The sequence below is a fragment of the Paenibacillus chartarius genome (assembly GCF_042432825.1).
In the GTDB taxonomy this organism is placed as follows: domain Bacteria; phylum Bacillota; class Bacilli; order Paenibacillales; family NBRC-103111; genus Gordoniibacillus; species Gordoniibacillus chartarius.
The window spans coordinates 134,882-156,321 of record NZ_JBHLWN010000077.1 but is presented as its reverse complement, the minus strand read 5'-3'; the positions used below and the strand labels follow the sequence as shown (position 1 = coordinate 156,321).

Genomic DNA, 21,440 nt, shown 5'->3' with positions numbered 1-21,440 from the left:
AATCTATGAAAGGGTTTACATACAGGGGGATTCCGATGATTTAGGAGAATCGGGGAGCTGGGAACGACAAATGTGACAAAATGGTGAAATACCCGATTATATCGCGCTGTAGAGTCTTTGCCCGAATTTCCATATGGTGCTAAGATGCATAAAGATTTAAAACGCTTACGAGGGGTGTGAAAGTACCGGGATGAACGTATTTCGACAGCTCAAGGATTACTACTGGCCGGAACGGAAATTTTTGTTTGCCTCCATCATCAGCTTGATGTTCGCAACGGCGCTGGGGCTCGTGTATCCGAACCTGCTTCGGTATTTGATCGACGACGTCATTACGCCGCTGCAGTTCGACCGGGTGCCCGGGCTGGCGCTGCTCGTCGTTGCCGTCGTATCGCTGAAGGGCGGACTGCAGTTCCTGCACGGCTTCTTCGGGGGACGTCTCGGCAACCGCGTCGCGTATAACTTACGCGAAGCCTTGTACCGCAAGCTGCAGTACTTATCGTTCCCGTATTACGATCAGGCGCGTACCGGCGATTTGATGTCTCGTCTGACCGCGGACCTGGACGGTATCCGCCAGTTCATCGGGTTCGGCTTTGCGCAAATCTTGAACGTCATTCTCATGATCATTTTCGGCACGGTCATGATGATGACGATCAATTGGAAGCTGACGCTCATTACAATGATTACGATGCCGTTCCTCGCGTATACGGCGATCCGGTTCGAGAGCAAAATTCATCCGTCCTTCCGCAACATCCGCAATTCGTTCTCGTCGCTGCAAACCGCCGTACAGGAAAATATTACAGGCGTCCGCACGGTCAAGTCGTTCGCCCGCGAGCCGCACGAAATCGATAAGTTTGCGAGCCGCAACGAGCATTACAAGGTGAACAACATTTCGTCGGCCGGCATATGGGCGCGGTATTTTCCGCTGATGGAAATTTTCGCGAACTTGAGCGTCGTCATCCTGCTCGGCGTTGGCGGCTCCATGGTCATCAACAAGCAAATTACGCTCGGCGAGCTTGTCGCTTTCTTCAGCTTGATTTGGTACATCATCGGTCCGATGTGGGGGATCGGCTTCCATATTAACGCCTTCACGCAAGCGCGTACATCGGGCGAAAAAATTACCGACATCCTGAATCAATATATCCATGTCAAAGACCAGCCGAACGCGATCGAGCTGCAGTCCGATACGGTAAAGGGGCATGTGCAGTTCGATCGCGTGACGTTCGCTTATCCGGAAAATTCCCCGGCACTCTACGATTTTACACTCGATGCGAAGCCCGGCTCGGTCATCGGCTTGCTCGGCGGCACCGGCTCCGGCAAGACGACCGTCGTTTCGCTCTTGATGCGGGCGTATAACGTGAAGGATGGCGCCGTATTGCTGGACGGCCGCAACATTAAAGAGTATACGATTGACAGCCTGCGCTCGCAGATCGCGATCGTGTTCCAGGAGACGTTCCTGTTCTCCTCGACGATCCGCGGCAACATCGCTTACGGACGCAAGGATTGTTCAATGGAGGACATCATTCGCGCCGCCAAGCTGGCGAAAGCGCACGATTTCATTATGGAGCTGCCGGACGGCTACGAGACGATCGTCGGCGAGCGCGGTCTCGGCCTATCCGGCGGACAGAAGCAGCGTATCGCCATTGCCCGCGCCATCTTGACCGATCCGAAAATACTTATCCTCGACGATGCGACTTCCGCCGTCGATATGGAAACCGAGCACGAGATTCAGGCCGGCTTCCGCGAAGTCATGAAGGGCCGCACGACGTTCATCATCGCGCACCGCATCTCGTCGCTGCGTCATGCCGACGAAATTGTCGTCCTGGACGGAGGCCGCATCGTGCAGCGGGGCACTCATGAGCAGCTGCTGCAGCAGCCGGGACCGTATCTGGATACGTACCGGATTCAATATGCGGATCAGCCTGCGCCGGATAATACCAAAATTGCGAAGCTGGAAAGAAGGGTCGCGCATTGAGTGCACAAGTAGAAACGAAGCTGCCGGGCACAGGATCCCAGAGCGGCCGCCGCACCGAGCGGCAGGCGCCTCAGGCGGACGGTCAGGGCCCCGATTCGAGGTTTGTGTATCAGGACGATACGCTGATGGAGAAGGAGTTCGATTGGGCGCAAATGCGGCGTCTCGCAACGTACATGAAGCCGTATTTAAAGCAAATCATTCCGATTATCGGTACGATGATGGTGATCGGCGCCGCCGCCAAGCTATCCGTTCCATTTATCATCAAGCATGCGATTGACGATGCGATCGGCGGCAGCAACGTCGCACTCCTGTACCAGCTTGTCGGGCTCGTCATCGGCGTCTTCTTGATCCAGTGGGCGGCTAACGTATTCCGGATTAAATATACGAACACGATCGGGCAGAAGATCATTTACGATATCCGGCATCAGTTGTTCAGCAACATTCAGCGGCTTTCGTTTCACTTTTTCGATAAGCGTCCGGCCGGTTCCGTGCTCGTCAGGGTAACGAACTACGTGAACTCGCTGCAGGACTTGTTCACCAACGGCGTCGTCAACCTTATGATCGACATTGTCCAGCTAACCGGCATTGTGGCGATTTTGCTGTATTGGAACTTCAAGCTCGGGCTTGCCGTCGTCATTACCGTTCCGCTCATGTTCATCGTTTCCGGCCAGCTCCGCAAACGGATCCGCCGCGCCTGGCAGACCGTGCAGATGAAGCAGTCGCGGATCAACTCGCATTTGAACGAAGCGATTCAAGGCATCAAGGTGACGCAGGCTTACACGCAAGAGAAAGCGAATATGTCATACTTTGACGGCCTGAATCAAGATAATAAAAAGCAGTGGGATCGGGCATCCGCCTTGAACCAATCGCTGGGACCGATCATCGAGGTTACCGGTGCGATCGGTTACTGTATCTTGTTCTGGTACGGCGCGACATTGATCCAGGCGGGGGAAATATCCGTCGGCCTGCTCGTGGCCTTCGCCACGTATATCGGCTACTTCTGGGAGCCGATCAACCGGATGGGGCAAATGTACGCGCAACTGCTTGTCGCTATGGCGTCGGCGGAGCGGATCTTCGAGTTTATCGACGAACAGCCGTCGGTGAAGGAACTGCCGCGAGCGGCAACACTACCGCCGATTCAAGGCGCCGTTTCCTTTGAAAGCATCGTGTTCGAATATGAGAAAGGACGGCCGGCTCTGCGCGGCATTTCGCTGGATGTCGCGCCCGGCCAATCGATCGCCCTGGTCGGCCATACCGGCTCGGGGAAGAGCACGATCATCAACCTGCTGTGCCGCTTCTACGATCCTACCGAGGGCCGCGTGCTCATTGACGGGCACGACATCCGCGGCGTCACGCTGCAAAGTTTGCGCTCGCAGGTCGGCATCGTGCTGCAGGATACGTTCATTTTCTCCGGTTCGATCCGGGACAATATCCGCTTCGGCCGGCTCGACGCCACCGACGAGGACGTGGAGCGCGCGGCCAAAGCGGTGCATGCCCACGACTTCATCATGAAGCTGCCGAACGGGTACGATACCGAAGTGCAGGAACGGGGCTCCGTACTGTCCATGGGGCAGCGCCAGCTGCTCAGCTTCGCGCGCGCTCTGCTCGCCGATCCGCGGGTTCTGATCCTGGACGAAGCGACGGCGTCGATCGATACGGAGACGGAGCTGAGAATACAAGAAGCGCTCAAGACGCTCCTCCAAGGGCGGACATCGTTCATCATCGCTCACCGGCTGTCGACGATCCGCCACGCGGACAACATCGTCGTGCTTGATCACGGCTCGATTATGGAGTCCGGCAATCATGACGAGCTGATGGCAAAACAAGGGATCTACTACGGGCTTATTCAAGCGCAATACAAATTTCTCACCGATTCAGAAAGTATGAATTTCGCTTAGCGAAATGAGCTTTCTGAACGGCGATAAAAACTTCCGCTTAACGCGGTCGCTCATCTTCGAATGTACTCCGATAAGAGTTTTCTCATGGAATCCGCCGGATAACGTTCCGGCCAGCTCCGGCAAGCGATTCGAAATCTTGGGTACCTGGCCGTCTTCCCGTTCCGGGAAGGCGGCTTTCGTCTGTCCGTGGAATAATTTGCAGGCAATCTTAACATGACTAAGAGTACTTCCGGGAGCTTGCGCCGTTCTCCATCATTTGCAATATGCCGACAGAAGCTTTACTCTAAACTCAGTTACAGATGGAGGGATTGCGCATGTTTTCGACCCGTTTTATTTGGCGCAGCATCGGAACCGTCTCGCTGCTTGCGACGATTTTGTTTGCGATCGGTTTCGGCTATGCGGCAAGAAGCATTTTGGATCCGGCTTCCGCTTTCGGCGGAGGCGCTGCTGCTCCGCAGCAGACGCAGGCCGCGGAACCGGCTGCGCAAGCGGGCACGCTGGCCAGCAAGCCGAAGCTGAACATTGTCGCCATCGGCGATTCGCTGACGGCCGGCACCGGCGACGTCCAGGGCAGGGGCTATGTGACAAGGGTAAGGGACAAGCTGACCCAGCTATACGGTAAACCGGCTTACGTATTGAACAACCTTGCCGTTCCCGGCTACCGCACCGGACAGCTGCTCGAGCAGCTGGGGCAGAAGTCCGTCGTCGATGCGGTCAAGCAGGCCGACATTGTCCTGCTTACGATCGGCGGCAACGACATTAACGCTTCCACCGATCAGTCCGGTCAAGGCATGGCCATCGATTTCGAACGCGCCAAGTCGAACGTACCGGAAGCGCTGAAGCGGCTCGATGCGATTCTCGGCAAGCTGACCGAGGCGAACCCGAATGCGATTATTGTGTATACCGCACTATATTATCCTTATCTCGATCTCGATCCGGAGCGACTCGGTCCGCCTGTCGTCGAATCGTTCAATCAGGGCGCATTCATGCTCATCAATGCCCGGAAGAACGCCGTACTCGTGCCGACCTACGATCTGTTCGCGCTCAGCGGCACGAAATACTTGTATACGGATCATTTCCACCCGAACGGCGACGGCTATGAGCGCATAGCGGATCGGATCGCGCAGGCGTTGAAATAACGGAGAAGGAGGGAGCAACATGTCGACAGCTTCGGTTGTATTATCCGTACAACAGGTCAAAAAATCGATACGCGGCAAACCGATTATCAAAGGGATTTCCTTTGACGTTAGAGAAGGCGAAATATTCGGCTTCCTGGGACCGAACGGCTCCGGCAAGACGACGACGATCCGCATGCTGGTCGATCTGATCCGCCCGACGGAAGGGTCGATCCGCATTTGCGGCTACGACGTGCAGAAGCAGCCGGACGAGGCGCTGCAGTATGTCGGCTGTATTGTCGAGAATCCGGAGCTGTATGGATATTTGACCGGCTGGGAAAATCTCGAGCATTTCGCCCGCATGCTGCGCGGCGTCGATCATGCGCGCATCCGGGAAGTCGTCGACATCGTCGGCATGGATCAGCGCATTCATGATAAGGTGAGGACGTATTCGCTCGGCATGCGGCAGCGGCTCGGCATCGCCCAGGCGCTCCTCGGCAGACCGAAGCTGCTCATTCTCGACGAGCCGACGAACGGCCTTGATCCGCAGGGCATTAAAGAGATGCGGGAGTTTATCCGGAGGCTCGCCGAAGGCGGACTCAGCTTGTTTGTATCCAGTCATCTGCTGAGCGAAATACAGCAAATGTGCGACCGTGTCGCCATCATTTCGCACGGCGAAGTAATCGCCGTCGGGGATACGGACGAGCTCGTCCGCCAGCTGGGCGGCTTGGCCGTATGGCGGGTAGCCCCTGCGGATAAGGCAGCGGAGCTGCTGGCCGAAGCCGGCATCGACGTGCTGGAAGCTAGTGCGGGAGAACAGGCGCCGGGGACGGTCACGGTTAAGATGGAGCAGGACCGCACGCCGGAGCTGACCCGCCGCATGGTGGAAGCGGGAATCGCCGTCTACGGCATTGAAATGAAAAATCCGACGCTGGAGGACTTGTTCCTCAGCCTGACGGAAGGTGAGCGCATTGAGTAGCCTGCTGCCACTCGTTCAGAACGAAATCATCAAAATGATCAAGAAGCGCCGTTTCCTCGTCATCGTCATCATTTTCGCAGCACTCATACCGATTTTCACTTATGCCCAGATGCGTGTCGCCCAAAACAATCAGAAGCAATTCGGCACGACCGACTGGCGTGTGGAGGCGCGTCAGCAGGTAAACGATTTGACCCAGCGTCTCAACTCGCCGCGCGTCGCGGAAGAGTGGAAGCAGAACCTGAAAGTTCGGGTGCAGCTCCTGCAATATTACCTCGACCGCGACATCGATCCGTCTTCGCCGAATGCCGTCACGTTCACGCGCGAATTCGTCAAAAATTCGATTACGCTGTTCGTTCCGCTCATCGTTATGGTGTTCGCCGCGGACATCGTTTCCTCCGAGCAATCGGCGGGTACGATGAAATTGTTGTTGACAAGACCGGTTCGGCGTTGGAAAATCCTATTGAGCAAAATGATCGCTCTCATTTTGTTCGTATCGCTGAGCATCTTGACGATGGCGGTGCTCTGCTATGCGATTTCCGGGGTCGCATTCGGGTATGGCGGGTGGACGATTCCGTCGTTCATCGGGTTTCAAACCGTCGGCTCTACGGTCGATGTCAGCCTTGTCCGCGCTGTGCCGCAGTGGCTCTATGTGCTCATGGAGCTCGGACTCGTCTGGTTCGCCGGACTTATCGTCGCTTTTATGTCGCTGATGCTGTCCGTGTTAATCCGGTCCACGGCGGCGAGCATGGGCACGATGCTGGCGATCATCATTTCCGGCACGATCCTGCAAAATATGGTTTCCTCCTGGGAGTCGGCCAAATATTTGTTTATGGTCAATCTCCGGCTTATCGATTATCTCGACGGCTCGCTGCCGCCGATTAAAGGCATGACGCTCGGCTTTTCGCTTACGGTGCTGTCCATATGGGCGGCTGTGGCGATCGGTGTGTCATTTTACCATTTTACCCGCAAGGACATCTTGAATTAACGAAAGACAAGGGGGCGCAAGAGTGGCCGATCAACAGCTAGATCTGATTCCGAATTCCGCGGGCCAGAACGCTGCATACGATGCGGACGACATTCAAGTGCTGGAAGGGCTGACGGCGGTACGCAAACGGCCGGGGATGTATATCGGCAGCACCAGCTCGTCGGGCTTGCACCATTTGGTATGGGAAATCGTCGACAATGCGGTGGACGAGCACCTCGCCAAGTTCTGCAGCAAGATCGATGTGACGATACATAAGGACAATTCGATTACGGTGCACGACAACGGCCGGGGAATCCCGACCGGCATGCACAAAACCGGCATCCCGACGCCGCAGGTCGTGTTCACGATTCTTCATGCAGGCGGCAAGTTCGGGGGCGGGGGATACAAGAAGTCCGGCGGGCTGCACGGCGTCGGCGCTTCGGTTACGAACGCTTTGTCGGAGTGGCTCGAGGTGGAAATTTTCCGCGACGGGAAAATTCACAAGCAGCGTTTCGAATATTGGGTGGACGAGAAGGGCGTCGAGCATGTCGGCGAGCCTGTTACCGGCCTTGAGGTCGTCGGCAATACGAACCGGACCGGCACGAAGGTGACGTTCAAGCCGGACAAGCGTGTGTTCCAGGGCGGCACGACGATTTCGTACGATACGCTTGCGGAGCGGCTGCAGGAAATCGCGTTTCTGAACTCCGGCCTGCAGGTCACGATCAAGGACGAGCGCGCCGACAAGGTGGAGACGTTCGTGTACCAGGGCGGAGCCAGCGAGTTCGTCAAATTCCTCAATGAGGATAAAGCGGTGCTGCACGACGTCATTCATTTCCATGCCGAGAAGGATGAGATCGAGGTCGAGGTGGCGCTGCAATACAACGACGGCTACACCGAAACGCTCGCCTCGTTCGTCAACTCGATCCCGACCCGCGGCGGCGGTACGCACGAAACGGGCTTCAAGACGGCGTTTACCCGCGTGATGAACGATTATGCCCGCAAGACGGGCATTCTCAAAGAAAAAGACAAAAATTTGGAAGGCAACGATTTGCGCGAGGGCTTGATGGCGGTCATCAACATCAAGATGGGCGAGGTCGAGTTCGTCGGCCAGACGAAGGATCAGCTCGGAAGCGCCTCCGCGCGCAGCGCCGTCGATGCGGTCGTCTCCGATAAAATGACGGTGTTCCTGGAAGAAAACCCGCAGACGGGGCAGGCGCTGCTGAAGAAAGCGGTGCAGGCGGCGAAGGCGCGGGAAGCGGCGCGCAAAGCGCGCGAAGAAGTCCGCACCGGCAAGAAGGGCAAGGGCGAGAGCTCGAACCTCGGCGGCAAGCTGACCCCGGCGCAGTCTAAAGATTATGCCAAGAACGAGCTGTTTATCGTCGAGGGCGACTCCGCCGGCGGCTCGGCCAAGCAGGGACGCGATTCGAAGCATCAGGCGATTCTCCCGCTGAAGGGCAAACCGATGAATCCGGAGAAGGCGAAGCTGCTCGATATTCTGAAGAACGAGGAATACAAAGCGATCATTACGGCGATCGGGGCCGGGGTCGGTTCGGAATTCGACATCGAGGAAAGCAACTACGGCAAAATCATTATTATGACCGACGCCGATACGGACGGCGCGCACATTCAGGTGCTGCTGCTGACGTTCTTCTTCCGTTACATGAAGCCGCTGATCGACGCCGGGAAGGTGTACCTCGCACAGCCGCCGCTGTATAAAGTGACGAAGAAGGGCGGCAAATCGGCTGCGGTCCGCTATGCGTGGACGGACGATCAGCTCGGCGGAATTATGAAGGAGCTCGGGAAAAATGTCGAGCTGCAGCGGTACAAGGGGCTGGGCGAAATGAACCCGGATCAGCTGTGGGAAACGACGATGAATCCGGAGTCGCGCACGCTGCTTCAGGTGCAGATTGAGGACGCTGCGAAGGCGGAGCGGCGCGTATCGACGCTGATGGGCGACAAGGTCGACCCCCGCAAGCGCTGGATCATCGAGAACGTCGACTTCACGGAGTTCGAGGAGTAAACTGCGCCCCACAAAGTGACGAGAAGCTCTGGAGCGTATTCCGATTACTTTGCGGGGACCCCAACAACTGAGCCCCACAAAGTGACGAGAAGCTCTGAAGCGTAATCCGATTACTTTGCGGGGACCCCAGATACTTAACCCCACGTACTCCACCCTACAACAGAGGTGACATAGCTTGAGCACAATGGAGCATTTTCTGCCGGCGTTTTTGGAGGAAGTCGTAGGCGACCGGTTCGGACGCTATTCCAAATATATTATTCAAGACCGTGCCATTCCGGACGTTCGCGACGGGCTGAAGCCGGTTCAGCGGCGTATTCTGTACGCGATGTACGATGCCGGCAACACACCGGACCGGCCTTACCGGAAATCGGCGAAGACGGTCGGCGACGTGATGGGCAACTATCATCCGCACGGCGATTCTTCGATATATGAGGGTATGGTGCGCATGGCGCAGCCTTGGAAGATGGCGCATCCGCTTGTCGACGGCCACGGAAACTGGGGCTCGATGGACGACGATCCGCCGGCCGCGATGCGGTACACGGAGGCGCGCTTGTCCGAGATCGCGATGGAGCTGCTGCGCGATATCGAGAAACGGACAGTCGTATTCAAGGACAATTTCGACAACACGACGAAGGAGCCGACCGTTCTGCCTTCGCGTTATCCGAATTTGCTCGTGAACGGGGTCAGCGGCATCTCGTCCGGCTTCGCGACCGAAATTCCGACGCATAATATGCGCGAGGTGATCGACGCGTGTATCGCTATCATCGACAAGCCGGAGATCGAGCTTGAGGAATTGATGGACATCCTGAAAGGTCCGGATTTCCCGACAGGCGGCATTATTATGGGCACGGACGGCATTCGCGAGGCGTACCGCACCGGTAAGGGCCGCATTTACATTCGGGCGAAAACCGCGATTGAGGATTTGCGCGGCGGCAAGCAGCAGATTGTCATTACGGAAATTCCTTATCAGGTCGTCAAGTCCCGGCTTGTCACCGCAATGGAAACGATCCGTCTCGAGAAGAAGGTCGAGGGTATAGCCGAGGTTCGCGACGAAAGCGGCCGCGAAGGTCTGCGCATCGTCATCGAGCTGAAGAAGGACGCGGACGCACAAGGCATTCTCGCCTATTTGCTGAAGAAGACCGACCTGCAGGTGACATACAGCTTTAACATGGTGGCGATCGTCAACAAGACGCCGAGGCAGCTTGGCGTAAAGGAGATGCTGACGGCCTACATCGAGCATCAGAAGGAGGTCGTGACGCACCGCTCCCAATTCGAGCTGGAGAAAGCCGAAGACCGCGCTCACGTCCTCGAAGGACTCGTGAAGGCGCTGAATATTTTGGACGATGTCATCGCCACGATCAAGGCGTCGAAGAACCGTCAGGACGCGCAAAACAACCTGGTCGCTCAATTCGGCTTTACGGAGCGGCAGGCGGATGCGATCTTGACGCTCCAGCTGTACCGTCTAACGAATCTGGAAATCCACTCCTTGCAAAAAGAGCTTCGCGAAATCGAGAAGACCATTGCGTACTTGCGAGGCATCCTCGGTTCCGTGAAGAAGCTTCTCGGCGTCATTAAGGACGAGATGAGCGAAATTCGCCACAAATACGGCATCGACCGACGGTCGGAAATTCAGGACGAGGTCGAGGAGCTGAAAGTCAGCCTGGAAGTCATGGTGACGCCGGAGGATGTGCTGGTCACACTGTCACAGGAAGGCTACGTCAAGCGGACGAGCTTGTTGTCGTACACCCGTTCCGGCGGCGAGCTGGACAATACCGGGCTGAAGGAAGGCGATTTCGTCCGGTTCCTGTTGAACGTGAACACGATCGAAACGCTGCTGTTGTTCACGAAGAGCGGACAATACTACGCGCTGCCTGTCCATCAAATTCCGGAATACAAGTGGAAGGACAACGGCACAGCGATCGTCAACGTTATTCCGATCCCGAAGGACGACCGCATCGTCTCCGTCATTCCGGTCAAAGATTTTGAGGATCCGGCCAAATCGCTCGTATTCGTAACGAAGAAGGGGCAAGTAAAGCGGACGGAGCTCAAGGAATACAAATCGAACCGCTCAACCGGCATCGTGGCCTGCAAGGTCGCCGACGGCGACGAGGTGCTTCAGGTTGTTGTCAGTGACAACTCGAAGGATATCGTGCTGGTGACAAAGCAGGGCATGAGCATCCGTTTCCGCGAGGAGGAGGTCAATCCGATGGGCCGCGCCGCCGGCGGCGTACGCGGCATCGCACTCAAGGAAGACGATGAAGTCGTCGGTGCCGAATGGATTTATGGCGACGAAGGCGAGCTGCTCGTGCTGACCGATCTCGGTTATGCGAAGCGTTCGCTCATTGTCGACTATCCAACCCAGGGCCGGGGCGGCAAAGGGATCGCTACCTTCGAATTCAAAGAAGGCAAGCGAGTGAAGCCGAACGGCAACGGATTGATCAGGAGCTTCCTGGTGAAAATGGATTACAGGCTGATCGCTTGGCTTAGCAGCGGCGAGAGGCTTATCTTCTCGACGGAGGCGGCGCCGCTCGAAGATCGCCGTTCCGTAGGAAAACAGCTCATACCGGCATCCAAGACGGTATCGATCGTGGATGTGCTGCGATATCCCGAGCTGCCTCAATCATAGCTGACGGTCGGAGGATCCAGCTTCTCCATCATCGTTACCGCCAGCTCCAATACCGCCCACACGGTCATCGGGTCGTCCAGACGCTCGAGCCAGTGTGGGTCTTTTATTATGCCGAGCTCGAGCGCTTTGTTGCCGAGCTCTATTTTCCATGCTTCCATCGTTTCCAACTCCTTTACGGAGAACGCTTCCGTGATATTTGCCTATATGGAGCAGTATATGACGACGGATTCGCGAGCGTGCGAGGTCATTGGAGAAGAATCGGCAAAAGATTAATTTTTACCAAAATATCGTCGAGACACCGACTGACAATAGCCGCCATCAGATGGCATCAATCGGACCGGGATTTGGCGCATTCACAAGGCGGAGCGCCCTTTTTGTCATAATATATTAATGGTGTTAAGGAACGGACAGATGCTATAATATGGACATACAAACCAGGTGACGACACACAGCTAAGGGAGGGATAACCAGGCATGTATTCAGCCGAATTTGCGAAGCTGTGGGCGAAATTGTCCAAAGAGTGGAAAAGCCATATGGAAGAAGAACTGGCCCCAAGCTTAACAGAGGGGCAATTGCACGTGTTGGAGCTGCTGCTCGGCAGCGAAGAGCGGAAGAAGCCGTCGGATCTCATCGAAGTGCTGGAGACGACACCGGCTGCCGTAACGACGCTGCTCGACCGGATGGAAAAGAACGAGCTGATCGAGAGGGTGAGGGACGAGCGTGACCGGCGGATCGTATGGGTTCACGTAACGGAGAAGGGAAGAGCGGAATGCGAACGCGGTGTCGCAATTCGGGAGCAGTATCTGAATGCAACGCTTGGCCGCATATCCGCCCATAACCAGAAGCTACTTATGTATTTGCTGGAGAAAATCGCCAATTGACGCCGACCAGATCGTCCATGGATACAGATCGGGCGGCGCCGCGACGAAGCGCATCGGTGCTTTTGTCGTCGGATGCTCGAAGCCGAGCAGCACGGACCAGAGTGCGATTTGCTGCCCAGGTTCGCTGTAACGGCCGCCATATTTTTGATCACCGTATAGCGGGTGTCCGATCGTGCTGAATTGTACGCGGATTTGATGAGGGCGACCCGTTTGCAGCTTGATTTCAACAAGCTGTAAACCGTGGCCTTCCGCTGCCGAGGGAGATGAGGCTAATACGTTGTAATCGAGAATAGCTTCTTTCGCCTCCGGATGCGTTCGGTCCACCGCTTGAACCGTATTCGATTTGGCGTCCTTGACAAGGTAATGGCGAAGCGTTCCGTTTGGCTGCGGCATCGCGCCGTGGACGACGGCAAAATACGTTTTGCCGAACGCCCTTGTCCGCACGGCGTCCGACAAACGGGAGGCGGCTTTGGACGTGCGGGCGAAAACCATGGCGCCGCCGACGGGGCGGTCGAGCCGATGCACCAATCCGAGAAACACATTGCCGGGCTTGCCGTAACGCTCTTTCACACCGGCCTTGAGCACGCTCAGCAGGTCCGGATCGCGGGAGTCGTCGGCTTGCGTGGGCATGTTGACCGGCTTGACGACGACGAGCACATGGTTGTCTTCGTACAGGATCGGCACACCGGACGAGAGTTCGATCAGCTTCGCATCGTCAGCGTTCACCGGTCTCAGGCCTCCCAGCGCGCGAGAATGCCGCAGGGCAGTCGCAATCCGCTGGCGGTGATCGGCAGGCCGATCTCGCCGCTGGATATGCTGCCGCCGTACTTCGGTTTCATCAGCGTGGTCAACATGTTGTAAATGACCGTTGAAGAAATGCCGGTCGTATACGAGTTGACGAGCAGGAACAGCGGGTTGTCGGTCAGAATTTCCGTGCAGCTGAGCAGGAAGCGGTACAAGTCGGTTTCCAGCTTCCACGTTTCTCCGTTCGGACCGCGTCCGTACGACGGAGGATCCATAATAATCGCGTCGTATTTGGAGCCGCGGCGCTGTTCGCGTTGAACGAATTTGAACACGTCGTCGGTAATGAACCGGATCGGTCTTTCTCCCAGCCCGGACAGCTGGGCGTTCTCTTTGGCCCACTGCACGACGCCTTTGGAAGCGTCGACGTGGCATACTTCGGCGCCGGCGGCTGAACAGGCAACCGTCGCCCCGCCGGTATAGGCGAACAAGTTCAGCACGCGAATCGGACGGCCAGCCGATGCGATCTTGTCCATCATCCACGACCAGTTGATCGCCTGCTCAGGGAACAGGCCCGTATGCTTGAAGCCGGTCGGCTTGATGTGGAACTTCAGATCGCGGTAGCCGATCGTCCATTTTTCGGGGATTTTGGTTCGGTACGTCCAACTGCCGCCGCCGCTTGACGAACGGTGATAGTGAGCGTCCGCCTTATGCCATGCCGGCGATTCGGTAAGCGGCCAAATGATTTGCGGATCGGGACGGCGCAGCACAACGTGCCCCCACCGCTCGAGCTTCTCGCCGCTGCCGGTATCGATCAGTTCGTAATCTTTCCAATCTTGCGCAACGTACATAGTTGTCCTTCTTTCCGCGTTGGTTCGCTAACATTTGATATTTTATTGTACACCATGCGGAAACCGTAGGGCAAACGGCAGCACAAATACCCCGAGCAAGGCTCGGGGCGCATCGAACATACGGATCCATCGCCTTTGAATGGCAGATGGGGGATAGGCTCAATCTAGAATGGAATGGCAGATTATTTCGGCAATTCCATCGATTGAATGATGCCGGGCAGTTCTTCGGTCAAGAAGCGTTGGAACTGCTGCTGCGACGCTTCGGACAAGAGCTCGTCCCTGACGTCTTGAAGCGTGATCGTTCTGCGGGACTCAACCTTCATCAGGTGGTAGCCGTATTCGGTTTCCACCGGTTCGCTGAGCTGGTTCAGCGGCAAGCTCTTGGCCGCTTCCTTGAACGGCACGACCCAATTGCCGACAGGAGCGTCCTCGTAAAGACCGCCGTTCGCGCTGGAGCCGGGATCGTCCGAATATTCGCCTGCGAGCTTGGCGAAGTCGCCGCCGGCCTTCAGCTTGGACAGCACGTCGTTAGCTCGCTTCAGCGCCTCTTCTTTGGTGCGGGGCTCTCCGGTCGCATTGTCCGTCAAGCCGATCAGAATGTGACGAACCGATGCCCATACAAAATCGTCGGGAGCCGCCTTCAGCTTCGCATCGAACGACGATTGCAGCTCCGCTTCCGAGACTCTGGACTTCAGTCCGAGGCCGAGCAGCTCTTGGCGGTAAACGAATTGCTCCAGATCGTCCAGCACGAGCTTGTGCGGCGTCAGCGCGTTCCGCAGCGCTTCTTCGCCGCCGAGTCGCTCCTGCCATTCCAGCAGCTGCGCTTTCGACTTGGCGGCGGCAGCGCTCTTCTGCTCTTCGGTCGCCTGGGCGGCGAACCACCGTTCGGCGATGAGCTGCTCAAGAAGAGCCTTCTTCTGTTCATCGGACAGCTCGCCGCCAGTGTAGCGGGAATTGAGCATTTTGGTCACGGCCAAGTAGACGCTGAATTCGCCGTTCGTCACGACACCGCCGTTATAAGCGGCAACCACGGCGGCGGCGCTCGTCTTGTCGCCGATCCAGATCGTCGAAGCGGCATCGTCCCATTCGACGTTACGGCCAAGCGCTTCGCTGACGAATCGTACCGGGACGTAAGTCGTTCCTTGATAAATAAAAGCGGGTGTTTCCGACGGTTTCTTCTCAATCCCGTCAAACATGAACTTGAGCTCGCGGAAGGCGACCTCGATTTGCGTTCCGCCGGCGTAAGCGACGGAACCGCTGAGCATCGTTCCGATTGCCAGACCGAGCAGTAAACCCTTTGTCTTGTCTTTCATTGCATTCATCCTTTCTGGACAGGTCCATTCATTACATTCTTCTTGCATCGTCGAAAATCCTGTTTTGAAAATTAAAGGAGTTTACGTCGAAGGTTTAGCGGGTACACCGATTTATTTCCATGAACGGTACTCTTGAAGGAGGTTAAGCGACTGGCTATGGTGAATGACGCAATTCCGCAAGCGGAACAGCTGTATTTATTCTCTCAAGGTGCGCTGTATCACAGCTACCGAATGCTGGGCGCCCACTTCGTTCAGGAAGGCGGCAAAACTTGCGTCCGTTTCGCCGTATGGGCTCCGCACGCCGCTATGGTACGGGTTCCGGGAGATTTCAACGGCTGGGACGGCAGCCGCCACCCGCTGGAGCGGCTCGGCGACTCCGGCATCTGGTGCGGATTTGTCAGCGAGGCCCGGGAAGGGGATTTCTACAAATACGAGATCTTCACCCGTGACGGGCGGCACATGATGAAGGCGGATCCGTATGCATTCCTTGCCGAACTGAAGCCGGGCACGGCCTCCCGCATTTACAGACTTGACGGCTACATGTGGGGCGATGCCGAATGGCAGCGCCGCAAGCAGGAGCAGCCCCCTTACTATAAGCCTCTCTCCATCTATGAGGTTCATCTGGGTACATGGAAAAAGAAGAATGGCGGCGAATGGTATTCGTATCGGGAGATGGCTCACGAATTGGTCGATTACGCGGTGGAGCGGGGATATACGCATATCGAGCTGCTGCCGCTCACCGAGCATCCGTACGATCGTTCATGGGGCTACCAGTCTACAGGCTACTTCGCACCGACGAGCCGGTTCGGATATCCGAACGACCTGAAATATTTCGTCGACCGTGCGCATCAGCGCGGTCTCGGGGTCATCATGGACTGGGTGCCGGGCCACTTCTGCAAGGACGATCACGGACTGCGCCAATTCGACGGTCAGCCTCTATACGAATATGAAGATCACCGCCGGGCCGAGAAGCCGGAGTGGGGGACGCTCAGCTTCGATTTCGGACGCGGCGAAGTCATATCGTTCCTAATCTCGAACGCGATCTACTGGCTGGAGGAATTTCATCTGGACGGCTTACGGGTCGACGCAGTCGCCTCCATGCTGCACTGGAACTTCGGCAAGCCGGAATCGATGTGGACCCTCAATCAATATGGCGGAGACGCCAATCTCGAGGCCGTCGAGTTTCTCCGCAATTTGAACAAGGCTGTATTTCAATATTTCCCGCATGCGCTCATGATGGCCGAAGATTCCTCCGATTGGCCGGGCGTTACGAAGCCGGCGCACGAAGGCGGGCTTGGCTTCAACTACAAATGGAACATGGGCTGGATGAACGATACGCTGCGCTATTTTCAGCTGGATCCGATCCAACGCAAATGGCACCATAACCTGCTGACGTTCGCGATGATGTATGCTTATTCGGAAAATTATTTGCTCCCTCTGTCACACGACGAGGTTGTCCACGGCAAGCGGTCGCTGCTGAACAAGATGCCGGGCGATTATTGGCAAAAGTTCGCGCAACTGCGGCTGCTGTACGGCTATATGGCGACGCAGCCGGGCAAGAAGCTGCTGTTTATGGGCGGCGAATTCGGCCAGTATGACGAATGGAAGGATCTGGAGCAGACGGACTGGTTCCTGCTCGAATATCCGCTGCACTCGGCGATGTCGGCCTACACGCTGGAGCTGAACCGGCTGTATTTGCGAGAGCCCGCCCTGTGGGAGCTCGATCATCGGCCGGATGGCTTCGAGTGGATCGATGTCAACAACAATGAACAGAGCATCCTGATCTATACCCGCCGCGGGGCTGCGCCCGGGGAAGAGCTCATCGTCGTGTGCAATTTTACTCCGATCGTCTACCATGACTATCGGATCGGCGTGCCGCAGGCCGGCGAATATATCGAAATCTTTAACAGCGATAAGCCGGAGTTCGGCGGTTCGGGCATTTGGAACGGCGCTCCGCTGAAGACGGAAGCGCCGGGCTGGCACGGCCGGCCGCATCTCGTCCGCATCGACGTTCCGCCTCTCGGCGTTGTCGTCTTGAAGCGTGCCGCTGCAGAGGAGCCGCCGCATATTCCGCAGCTTGCGCCTGCGGATACGGCCCAACCGGCGCCGCGCAAACGGGGACGGCCCCGCAAGCAGCCGCCGGAGGCCGCCGAAGCTTGACCACATCCATGCTCCGTAGTGACGGTTTATCAATTATCTACATGTAGGAGGAAGTTCCATGAGACAAAAGGAATGCGTGGCAATGCTGCTGGCCGGCGGCGAAGGGCGCCGATTGGGCGTGCTGACCCGGAATTTGGCGAAGCCGGCGGTACATTTTGGCGGGAAGTACCGTATTATCGATTTCACGCTCAGCAACTGCACGAACTCCGGCATCGATACCGTCGGTGTACTGACGCAGTACCAGCCGCTCGTTCTGAATTCGTATATCGGCATCGGAACTCCTTGGGATCTCGACAGAAAGAACGGCGGTGTGACGGTGCTGCCCCCGTTCATGGAGCAGAAGGGCGGCGACTGGTACAAAGGAACTGCCAATGCGATCTACCGGAACATCGGATTTATCGAGCAGTACAACCCGGAGTACGTGCTCGTCATATCGGGCGATCATATTTACAAGATGAATTATGATTTGATGCTCGAATTCCATAAAGAGAAAGGCGCGGACGCGACGATCGCCGTCATTGAAGTCAAGTGGGAGGAAGCGAGCCGGTTCGGGATTATGAGTACGGGCCCGAATCAGACGATTACGGAATTTGCGGAGAAGCCGAAGGAGCCGAAGAGCAATCTGGCGTCGATGGGCATTTACATTTTCAATTGGAAGGTGCTGAAGCAGTACTTGATGGAGGATGAAACGAATCCGAATTCCTCCAACGACTTCGGCAAAGACATCATCCCGATGATGCTGAATACCGGCGCAGCAATGTACGCGTACCCGTTCCAAGGCTATTGGAAAGATGTCGGCACGATCGAGAGTTTGTGGGAAGCGAACATGGATTTGCTGGACAATTCCACGGAGCTGAACTTGAACGAGAAGGAATGGCGCATTTATTCCGTCAATCCGTATCAGCCTGCTCAATATATTGCGCCGGGAGCCCAGGTCAAGTCATCGCTCGTGAACGAAGGCTGCGCCGTCTTCGGCAGCGTCGACCATTCGGTGCTGTTCTACGGCGTGCAGGTCGGCGAAGGCAGCCGCATTGCCGATTCGGTTATTATGCCGAACGTACGGATCGGCGACAATGTGACGATTCATAAAGCGATTATCGGCGATGGCACGATCGTCGAGGACGGCGCCGTCGTAGGGAATCCGGAATCGGACGAGATCGTATTGATCGGAGCCGGCGAAGTCATCTCAGGCAAGTCCACGGAGGGGAGCGGAGTACGATGAATCCGATAATGGGTGTTATCAACTTGGTGAACGAGCCAGACGCGCTGGAGGAATTGACCTACTATCGCTGTGTCGCTTCAGTGCCGTTCGGCGGCCGGTATCGGCTGATTGATTTTGCATTGTCCAACATGGTGAATTCAGGAATCGATAACGTTGCCGTCTTTACGCAGCATAAGTATCGTTCGCTGATGGACCATCTGGGCTCGGGCAAAGAATGGGATCTGGACCGCAAGCGCGGGGGACTGTTCGTTCTGCCCGCCGTACTTGACGAGCCGACGGGCATGGCGCGCGGCGATTTGTTTCAGTTCTACAGCCACCGGGACTATTTCTACCGCGGACGTGAAGAGTACGTGCTGATCTCGCGCAGCCACATGGTGTGCAATATCAATTTTAACGACGTGCTGAAGTTCCATCAGGAAAATCGCGCCGACGTAACGGTCATCTACAAGGAAGTGGAGGATGAGGAGCAGGCCCGCTTCCGCCGCATTGCCGTTAAACCAGACGGCCAAGTCACGGTCATGGAGGATCATACCGGCCGGCTGCGGACGAACAAGGTATCGATGGAAATGTATCTCATGAGCAAGGAGCTGCTCCTGGACATGGTCGAGTCGTGCCTGGCGCAGGGCTACGATCATCTCGTACGCGACGGCATTATGAAAAACATCGACAAGCTGACCGTATACGGTTATCCGTTCAAAGGCCATCTGGGCATCGTGAACTCGATCCAAAGCTATTACCGCAATTCGATGCAGCTGCTGCAGCCGAAAGTATGGCGCGAGCTGTTCTTCCAGAAGCAAATGCCGATCTTCACGAAGGTCAAAGACGAGCCGCCGGCGAAATATATGGAATCCGCCCAAGTCCGCAATTCGCTGATCGCCAACGGCTGCACCATAGAGGGTCGCGTCGAGAACAGCCTGCTGTTCCGCGGCGTGAAAATTCGCAAAGGCGCCGTCGTCAAAAACAGCATCATCCTGCAAAATTGTGAAATCGAGGAAAATGTCATTATCGAGAACGCCATTCTCGACAAGGACGTGTTTATATCCCGCGGCCGCATGCTGGCGGGCGACAATAAAGCTCCTTTCATCGCTGCCAAAACCAAAGTGATTTAGACGCGGAAGGAACTAAACCGGATAAGGAGTGTTCAGGGTGAAAGTATTGTTCGCGGCATCGGAAGCCGTCCCTTTCATCAAAACAGGAGGTCTCGCCGACGTCATCGGATCGCTGCCTAAGGAACTGCTCAAGCAAGGCATCGACGTACGAGTCGTGCTGCCGAAGTACGCCGATATGCCGCAGACTTGGAAGGAACAACTGACCGGCATCACGAACTTTACCCTTCGGCTGGGCTGGCGCGAACAGTATTGCGGCATTCAAACGCTTCAATACGAAGGAGTTACGTATTATTTCCTAGACAACGAATATTACTTCGGCCGTCCCGGCCTGTACGGGTACGGGGACGAGCCGGAGCGGTTCGGCTTCTTCAGTAAGGCGGTGCTGGAGGCGCTGCCGCATCTTGATTTCAAGCCGGACTGGATTCATTGCCACGACTGGCAGACGGGCATGATCCCGGTGCTGCTGAAAGCGCAGTTCCAGCGCGGTGAATGGTTCCACGGCATAAAGACGATGCTGACGATTCACAACCTGAAATATCAGGGCGTGTTCCCGATCGACCAAATGAAGGAGCTGTTTCTGCTGGACGACGGCTACTTTACCGGAACGGCTCTCGAGCTGCACGGCGGGGGAAGCTTCCTGAAGGGCGGGCTGCAGTTTGCAGACGTGCTGACGACGGTGAGCCGCACGTATGCGGAGGAAATTCAAACTCCGTATTACGGCGAGTACCTGGACAGCTTGCTGCGCTATCGGAGCGGGGACTTGTACGGCATTGTGAACGGCATCGACAATGAACAATTCGACCCGATGACCGATCCGCATCTTGTCGTTAACTACCGCGATTCGCTCACGAAAAAACAGCAGAACAAGCTGAAGCTGCAGGAGGAGCTCGGCCTGCCGGTCAGCGCTGAAACCCCCGTTATCTCCATGGTCACCAGGCTCGTGCAGCAGAAAGGCCTCGATCTTGTGCGCCATGTCATTAGCGAGCTGCTTTCGCTCGATGCACAGTTCGTCATTCTCGGCACGGGAGAGCATCAATACGAGGAGCTGTTCCGTTGGGCGGCTCGGGAATATCCGGCTAAACTGTCGGCGCAAATCCGGTTCGATGACGGGCTGTCGCGCCGGATATACGCCGGCTCCGACCTGTTCCTGATGCCGTCGCAATTCGAGCCGTGCGGGATCGGCCAGCTGATTGCGCTGCGCTACCGCACCTTGCCGATTGTCCGCGAGACCGGCGGCTTGCGGGATACCGTGCAGCCGTATAATGAATTTACCGGAGAGGGCACCGGCTTTTCCTTCGCGAATTATAATGCGCACGATATGCTGCATACGGTTCGGAGAGCAGTGTATTTTTACCGGAACGATCATGAAGCATGGGCTCATATTCACCGCAACATCAAGAAGCTCGACTTCAGCTGGAAAAGGTCGGCGCAGCAGTATATCGATTTGTACGAAGAGCGAAGAGCGGAGTAAATCCATGATGATAAGAGACGATGTGACGATCGTCTCTTTTCTTTTTGCCCATAAGAAAAATTGATATATAACAGAAGTTGTTAAATCGATACTGTTATAATACAATGTAACATATAGG

At 56.2% G+C, this 21,440-nt stretch carries 16 protein-coding genes; 12 read left to right on the top strand and 4 right to left on the bottom strand.

All coding sequences use genetic code 11. The annotated features are described in order from the left end of the window. The first annotated feature begins 190 nt into the window (after positions 1 to 190). The 7 genes from ACFFK0_RS20435 (at position 191) to gyrA (ending at position 11,574) form a co-directional block, all read left to right on the top strand. Entirely contained in the window at positions 191 to 1,972 is a 1,782-nt protein-coding gene (locus tag ACFFK0_RS20435) for an ABC transporter ATP-binding protein (protein WP_377472189.1), read from the top strand. A gap of 104 nt (positions 1,973 to 2,076) precedes the next feature. Next, the gene (locus tag ACFFK0_RS20430; protein WP_377472434.1) at positions 2,077 to 3,870 is read left to right on the top strand and encodes an ABC transporter ATP-binding protein; all 1,794 of its coding nucleotides are present in this window, start codon (positions 2,077 to 2,079) and stop codon (positions 3,868 to 3,870) included. Between the two features lie 314 nt (positions 3,871 to 4,184). After that, positions 4,185 to 5,009 (top strand): GDSL-type esterase/lipase family protein, encoded by an 825-nt coding sequence (locus tag ACFFK0_RS20425; protein ID WP_377472188.1) that lies wholly within the window; start codon positions 4,185 to 4,187, stop codon positions 5,007 to 5,009. 19 nt (positions 5,010 to 5,028) lie between these two features. Beyond that, positions 5,029 to 5,964, top strand: a complete 936-nt coding sequence (locus tag ACFFK0_RS20420; protein ID WP_377472187.1) for an ABC transporter ATP-binding protein — start codon at positions 5,029 to 5,031, stop codon at positions 5,962 to 5,964. Next, positions 5,957 to 6,949, top strand: a complete 993-nt coding sequence (locus ACFFK0_RS20415; RefSeq protein ID WP_377472186.1) for an ABC transporter permease — start codon at positions 5,957 to 5,959, stop codon at positions 6,947 to 6,949. The genes ACFFK0_RS20420 and ACFFK0_RS20415 overlap by 8 nt, the downstream gene beginning before the upstream one ends. A gap of 22 nt (positions 6,950 to 6,971) precedes the next feature. Beyond that, positions 6,972 to 8,948, top strand: coding sequence for a DNA topoisomerase IV subunit B (gene parE / locus ACFFK0_RS20410; RefSeq protein ID WP_377472185.1), 1,977 nt, complete (start codon positions 6,972 to 6,974; stop codon positions 8,946 to 8,948). Between the two features lie 175 nt (positions 8,949 to 9,123). After that, complete coding sequence (gene gyrA / locus ACFFK0_RS20405; protein WP_377472184.1) at positions 9,124 to 11,574, top strand: DNA gyrase subunit A; 2,451 nt, start codon at positions 9,124 to 9,126, stop codon at positions 11,572 to 11,574. On the opposite strand, the gene ACFFK0_RS20400 is transcribed toward gyrA, so the two are convergent. After that, the gene (locus tag ACFFK0_RS20400; RefSeq protein WP_377472183.1) at positions 11,565 to 11,732 is read right to left on the bottom strand and encodes a hypothetical protein; all 168 of its coding nucleotides are present in this window, start codon (positions 11,730 to 11,732) and stop codon (positions 11,565 to 11,567) included. The genes gyrA and ACFFK0_RS20400 overlap by 10 nt on opposite strands. A gap of 315 nt (positions 11,733 to 12,047) precedes the next feature. On the opposite strand from ACFFK0_RS20400, the gene ACFFK0_RS20395 reads away from it, so the two are divergent. Further along, positions 12,048 to 12,455, top strand: a complete 408-nt coding sequence (locus ACFFK0_RS20395; RefSeq protein ID WP_377472182.1) for a MarR family winged helix-turn-helix transcriptional regulator — start codon at positions 12,048 to 12,050, stop codon at positions 12,453 to 12,455. On the opposite strand, the gene ACFFK0_RS20390 is transcribed toward ACFFK0_RS20395, so the two are convergent. From ACFFK0_RS20390 to ACFFK0_RS20380, 3 genes are all read right to left on the bottom strand, one after another. Next, entirely contained in the window at positions 12,420 to 13,181 is a 762-nt protein-coding gene (locus ACFFK0_RS20390; RefSeq protein WP_377472181.1) for an RluA family pseudouridine synthase, read from the bottom strand. The two genes, ACFFK0_RS20395 and ACFFK0_RS20390, sit on opposite strands and share 36 nt — an antisense overlap. A gap of 5 nt (positions 13,182 to 13,186) precedes the next feature. Beyond that, the gene (locus ACFFK0_RS20385; RefSeq protein WP_377472180.1) at positions 13,187 to 14,047 is read right to left on the bottom strand and encodes a class I SAM-dependent methyltransferase; all 861 of its coding nucleotides are present in this window, start codon (positions 14,045 to 14,047) and stop codon (positions 13,187 to 13,189) included. 182 nt (positions 14,048 to 14,229) lie between these two features. Further along, positions 14,230 to 15,360 (bottom strand): peptidylprolyl isomerase, encoded by a 1,131-nt coding sequence (locus ACFFK0_RS20380; protein ID WP_377472179.1) that lies wholly within the window; start codon positions 15,358 to 15,360, stop codon positions 14,230 to 14,232. 156 nt (positions 15,361 to 15,516) lie between these two features. On the opposite strand from ACFFK0_RS20380, the gene glgB reads away from it, so the two are divergent. From glgB to glgA, 4 genes are read left to right on the top strand one after another with little or no spacing between them, the layout of a single operon-like run. After that, a complete protein-coding gene (gene glgB, locus ACFFK0_RS20375) occupies positions 15,517 to 17,520 on the top strand; it encodes a 1,4-alpha-glucan branching protein GlgB (protein ID WP_377472178.1) in 2,004 nt (667 codons plus the stop codon). Between the two features lie 58 nt (positions 17,521 to 17,578). Beyond that, the gene (locus ACFFK0_RS20370; protein ID WP_377472177.1) at positions 17,579 to 18,742 is read left to right on the top strand and encodes a glucose-1-phosphate adenylyltransferase; all 1,164 of its coding nucleotides are present in this window, start codon (positions 17,579 to 17,581) and stop codon (positions 18,740 to 18,742) included. After that, entirely contained in the window at positions 18,739 to 19,851 is a 1,113-nt protein-coding gene (glgD, locus tag ACFFK0_RS20365; protein WP_377472176.1) for a glucose-1-phosphate adenylyltransferase subunit GlgD, read from the top strand. Before ACFFK0_RS20370 ends, glgD begins: the two co-directional genes overlap by 4 nt. A gap of 37 nt (positions 19,852 to 19,888) precedes the next feature. After that, entirely contained in the window at positions 19,889 to 21,322 is a 1,434-nt protein-coding gene (gene glgA / locus ACFFK0_RS20360; RefSeq protein WP_377472175.1) for a glycogen synthase GlgA, read from the top strand. Positions 21,323 to 21,440 lie beyond the last annotated feature (118 nt).

Excerpts from the sequence above, each read along its gene's own strand:
- ACFFK0_RS20395 (WP_377472182.1), top strand. The coding sequence starts at position 12,048 with ATGTATTCAGCCGAATTTGCGAAGCTGTGGGCGAAATTGTCCAAAGAG.
- ACFFK0_RS20425 (WP_377472188.1), top strand. The coding sequence starts at position 4,185 with ATGTTTTCGACCCGTTTTATTTGGCGCAGCATCGGAACCGTCTCGCTG.
- ACFFK0_RS20385 (WP_377472180.1), bottom strand. The coding sequence starts at position 14,047 with ATGTACGTTGCGCAAGATTGGAAAGATTACGAACTGATCGATACCGGC.
- ACFFK0_RS20435 (WP_377472189.1), top strand. The coding sequence starts at position 191 with ATGAACGTATTTCGACAGCTCAAGGATTACTACTGGCCGGAACGGAAA.
- ACFFK0_RS20400 (WP_377472183.1), bottom strand. The coding sequence starts at position 11,732 with ATGGAAGCATGGAAAATAGAGCTCGGCAACAAAGCGCTCGAGCTCGGC.
- ACFFK0_RS20420 (WP_377472187.1), top strand. The coding sequence starts at position 5,029 with ATGTCGACAGCTTCGGTTGTATTATCCGTACAACAGGTCAAAAAATCG.
- ACFFK0_RS20380 (WP_377472179.1), bottom strand. The coding sequence starts at position 15,360 with ATGAAAGACAAGACAAAGGGTTTACTGCTCGGTCTGGCAATCGGAACG.
- ACFFK0_RS20370 (WP_377472177.1), top strand. The coding sequence starts at position 17,579 with ATGAGACAAAAGGAATGCGTGGCAATGCTGCTGGCCGGCGGCGAAGGG.
- glgB (WP_377472178.1), top strand. The coding sequence starts at position 15,517 with ATGGTGAATGACGCAATTCCGCAAGCGGAACAGCTGTATTTATTCTCT.
- glgD (WP_377472176.1), top strand. The coding sequence starts at position 18,739 with ATGAATCCGATAATGGGTGTTATCAACTTGGTGAACGAGCCAGACGCG.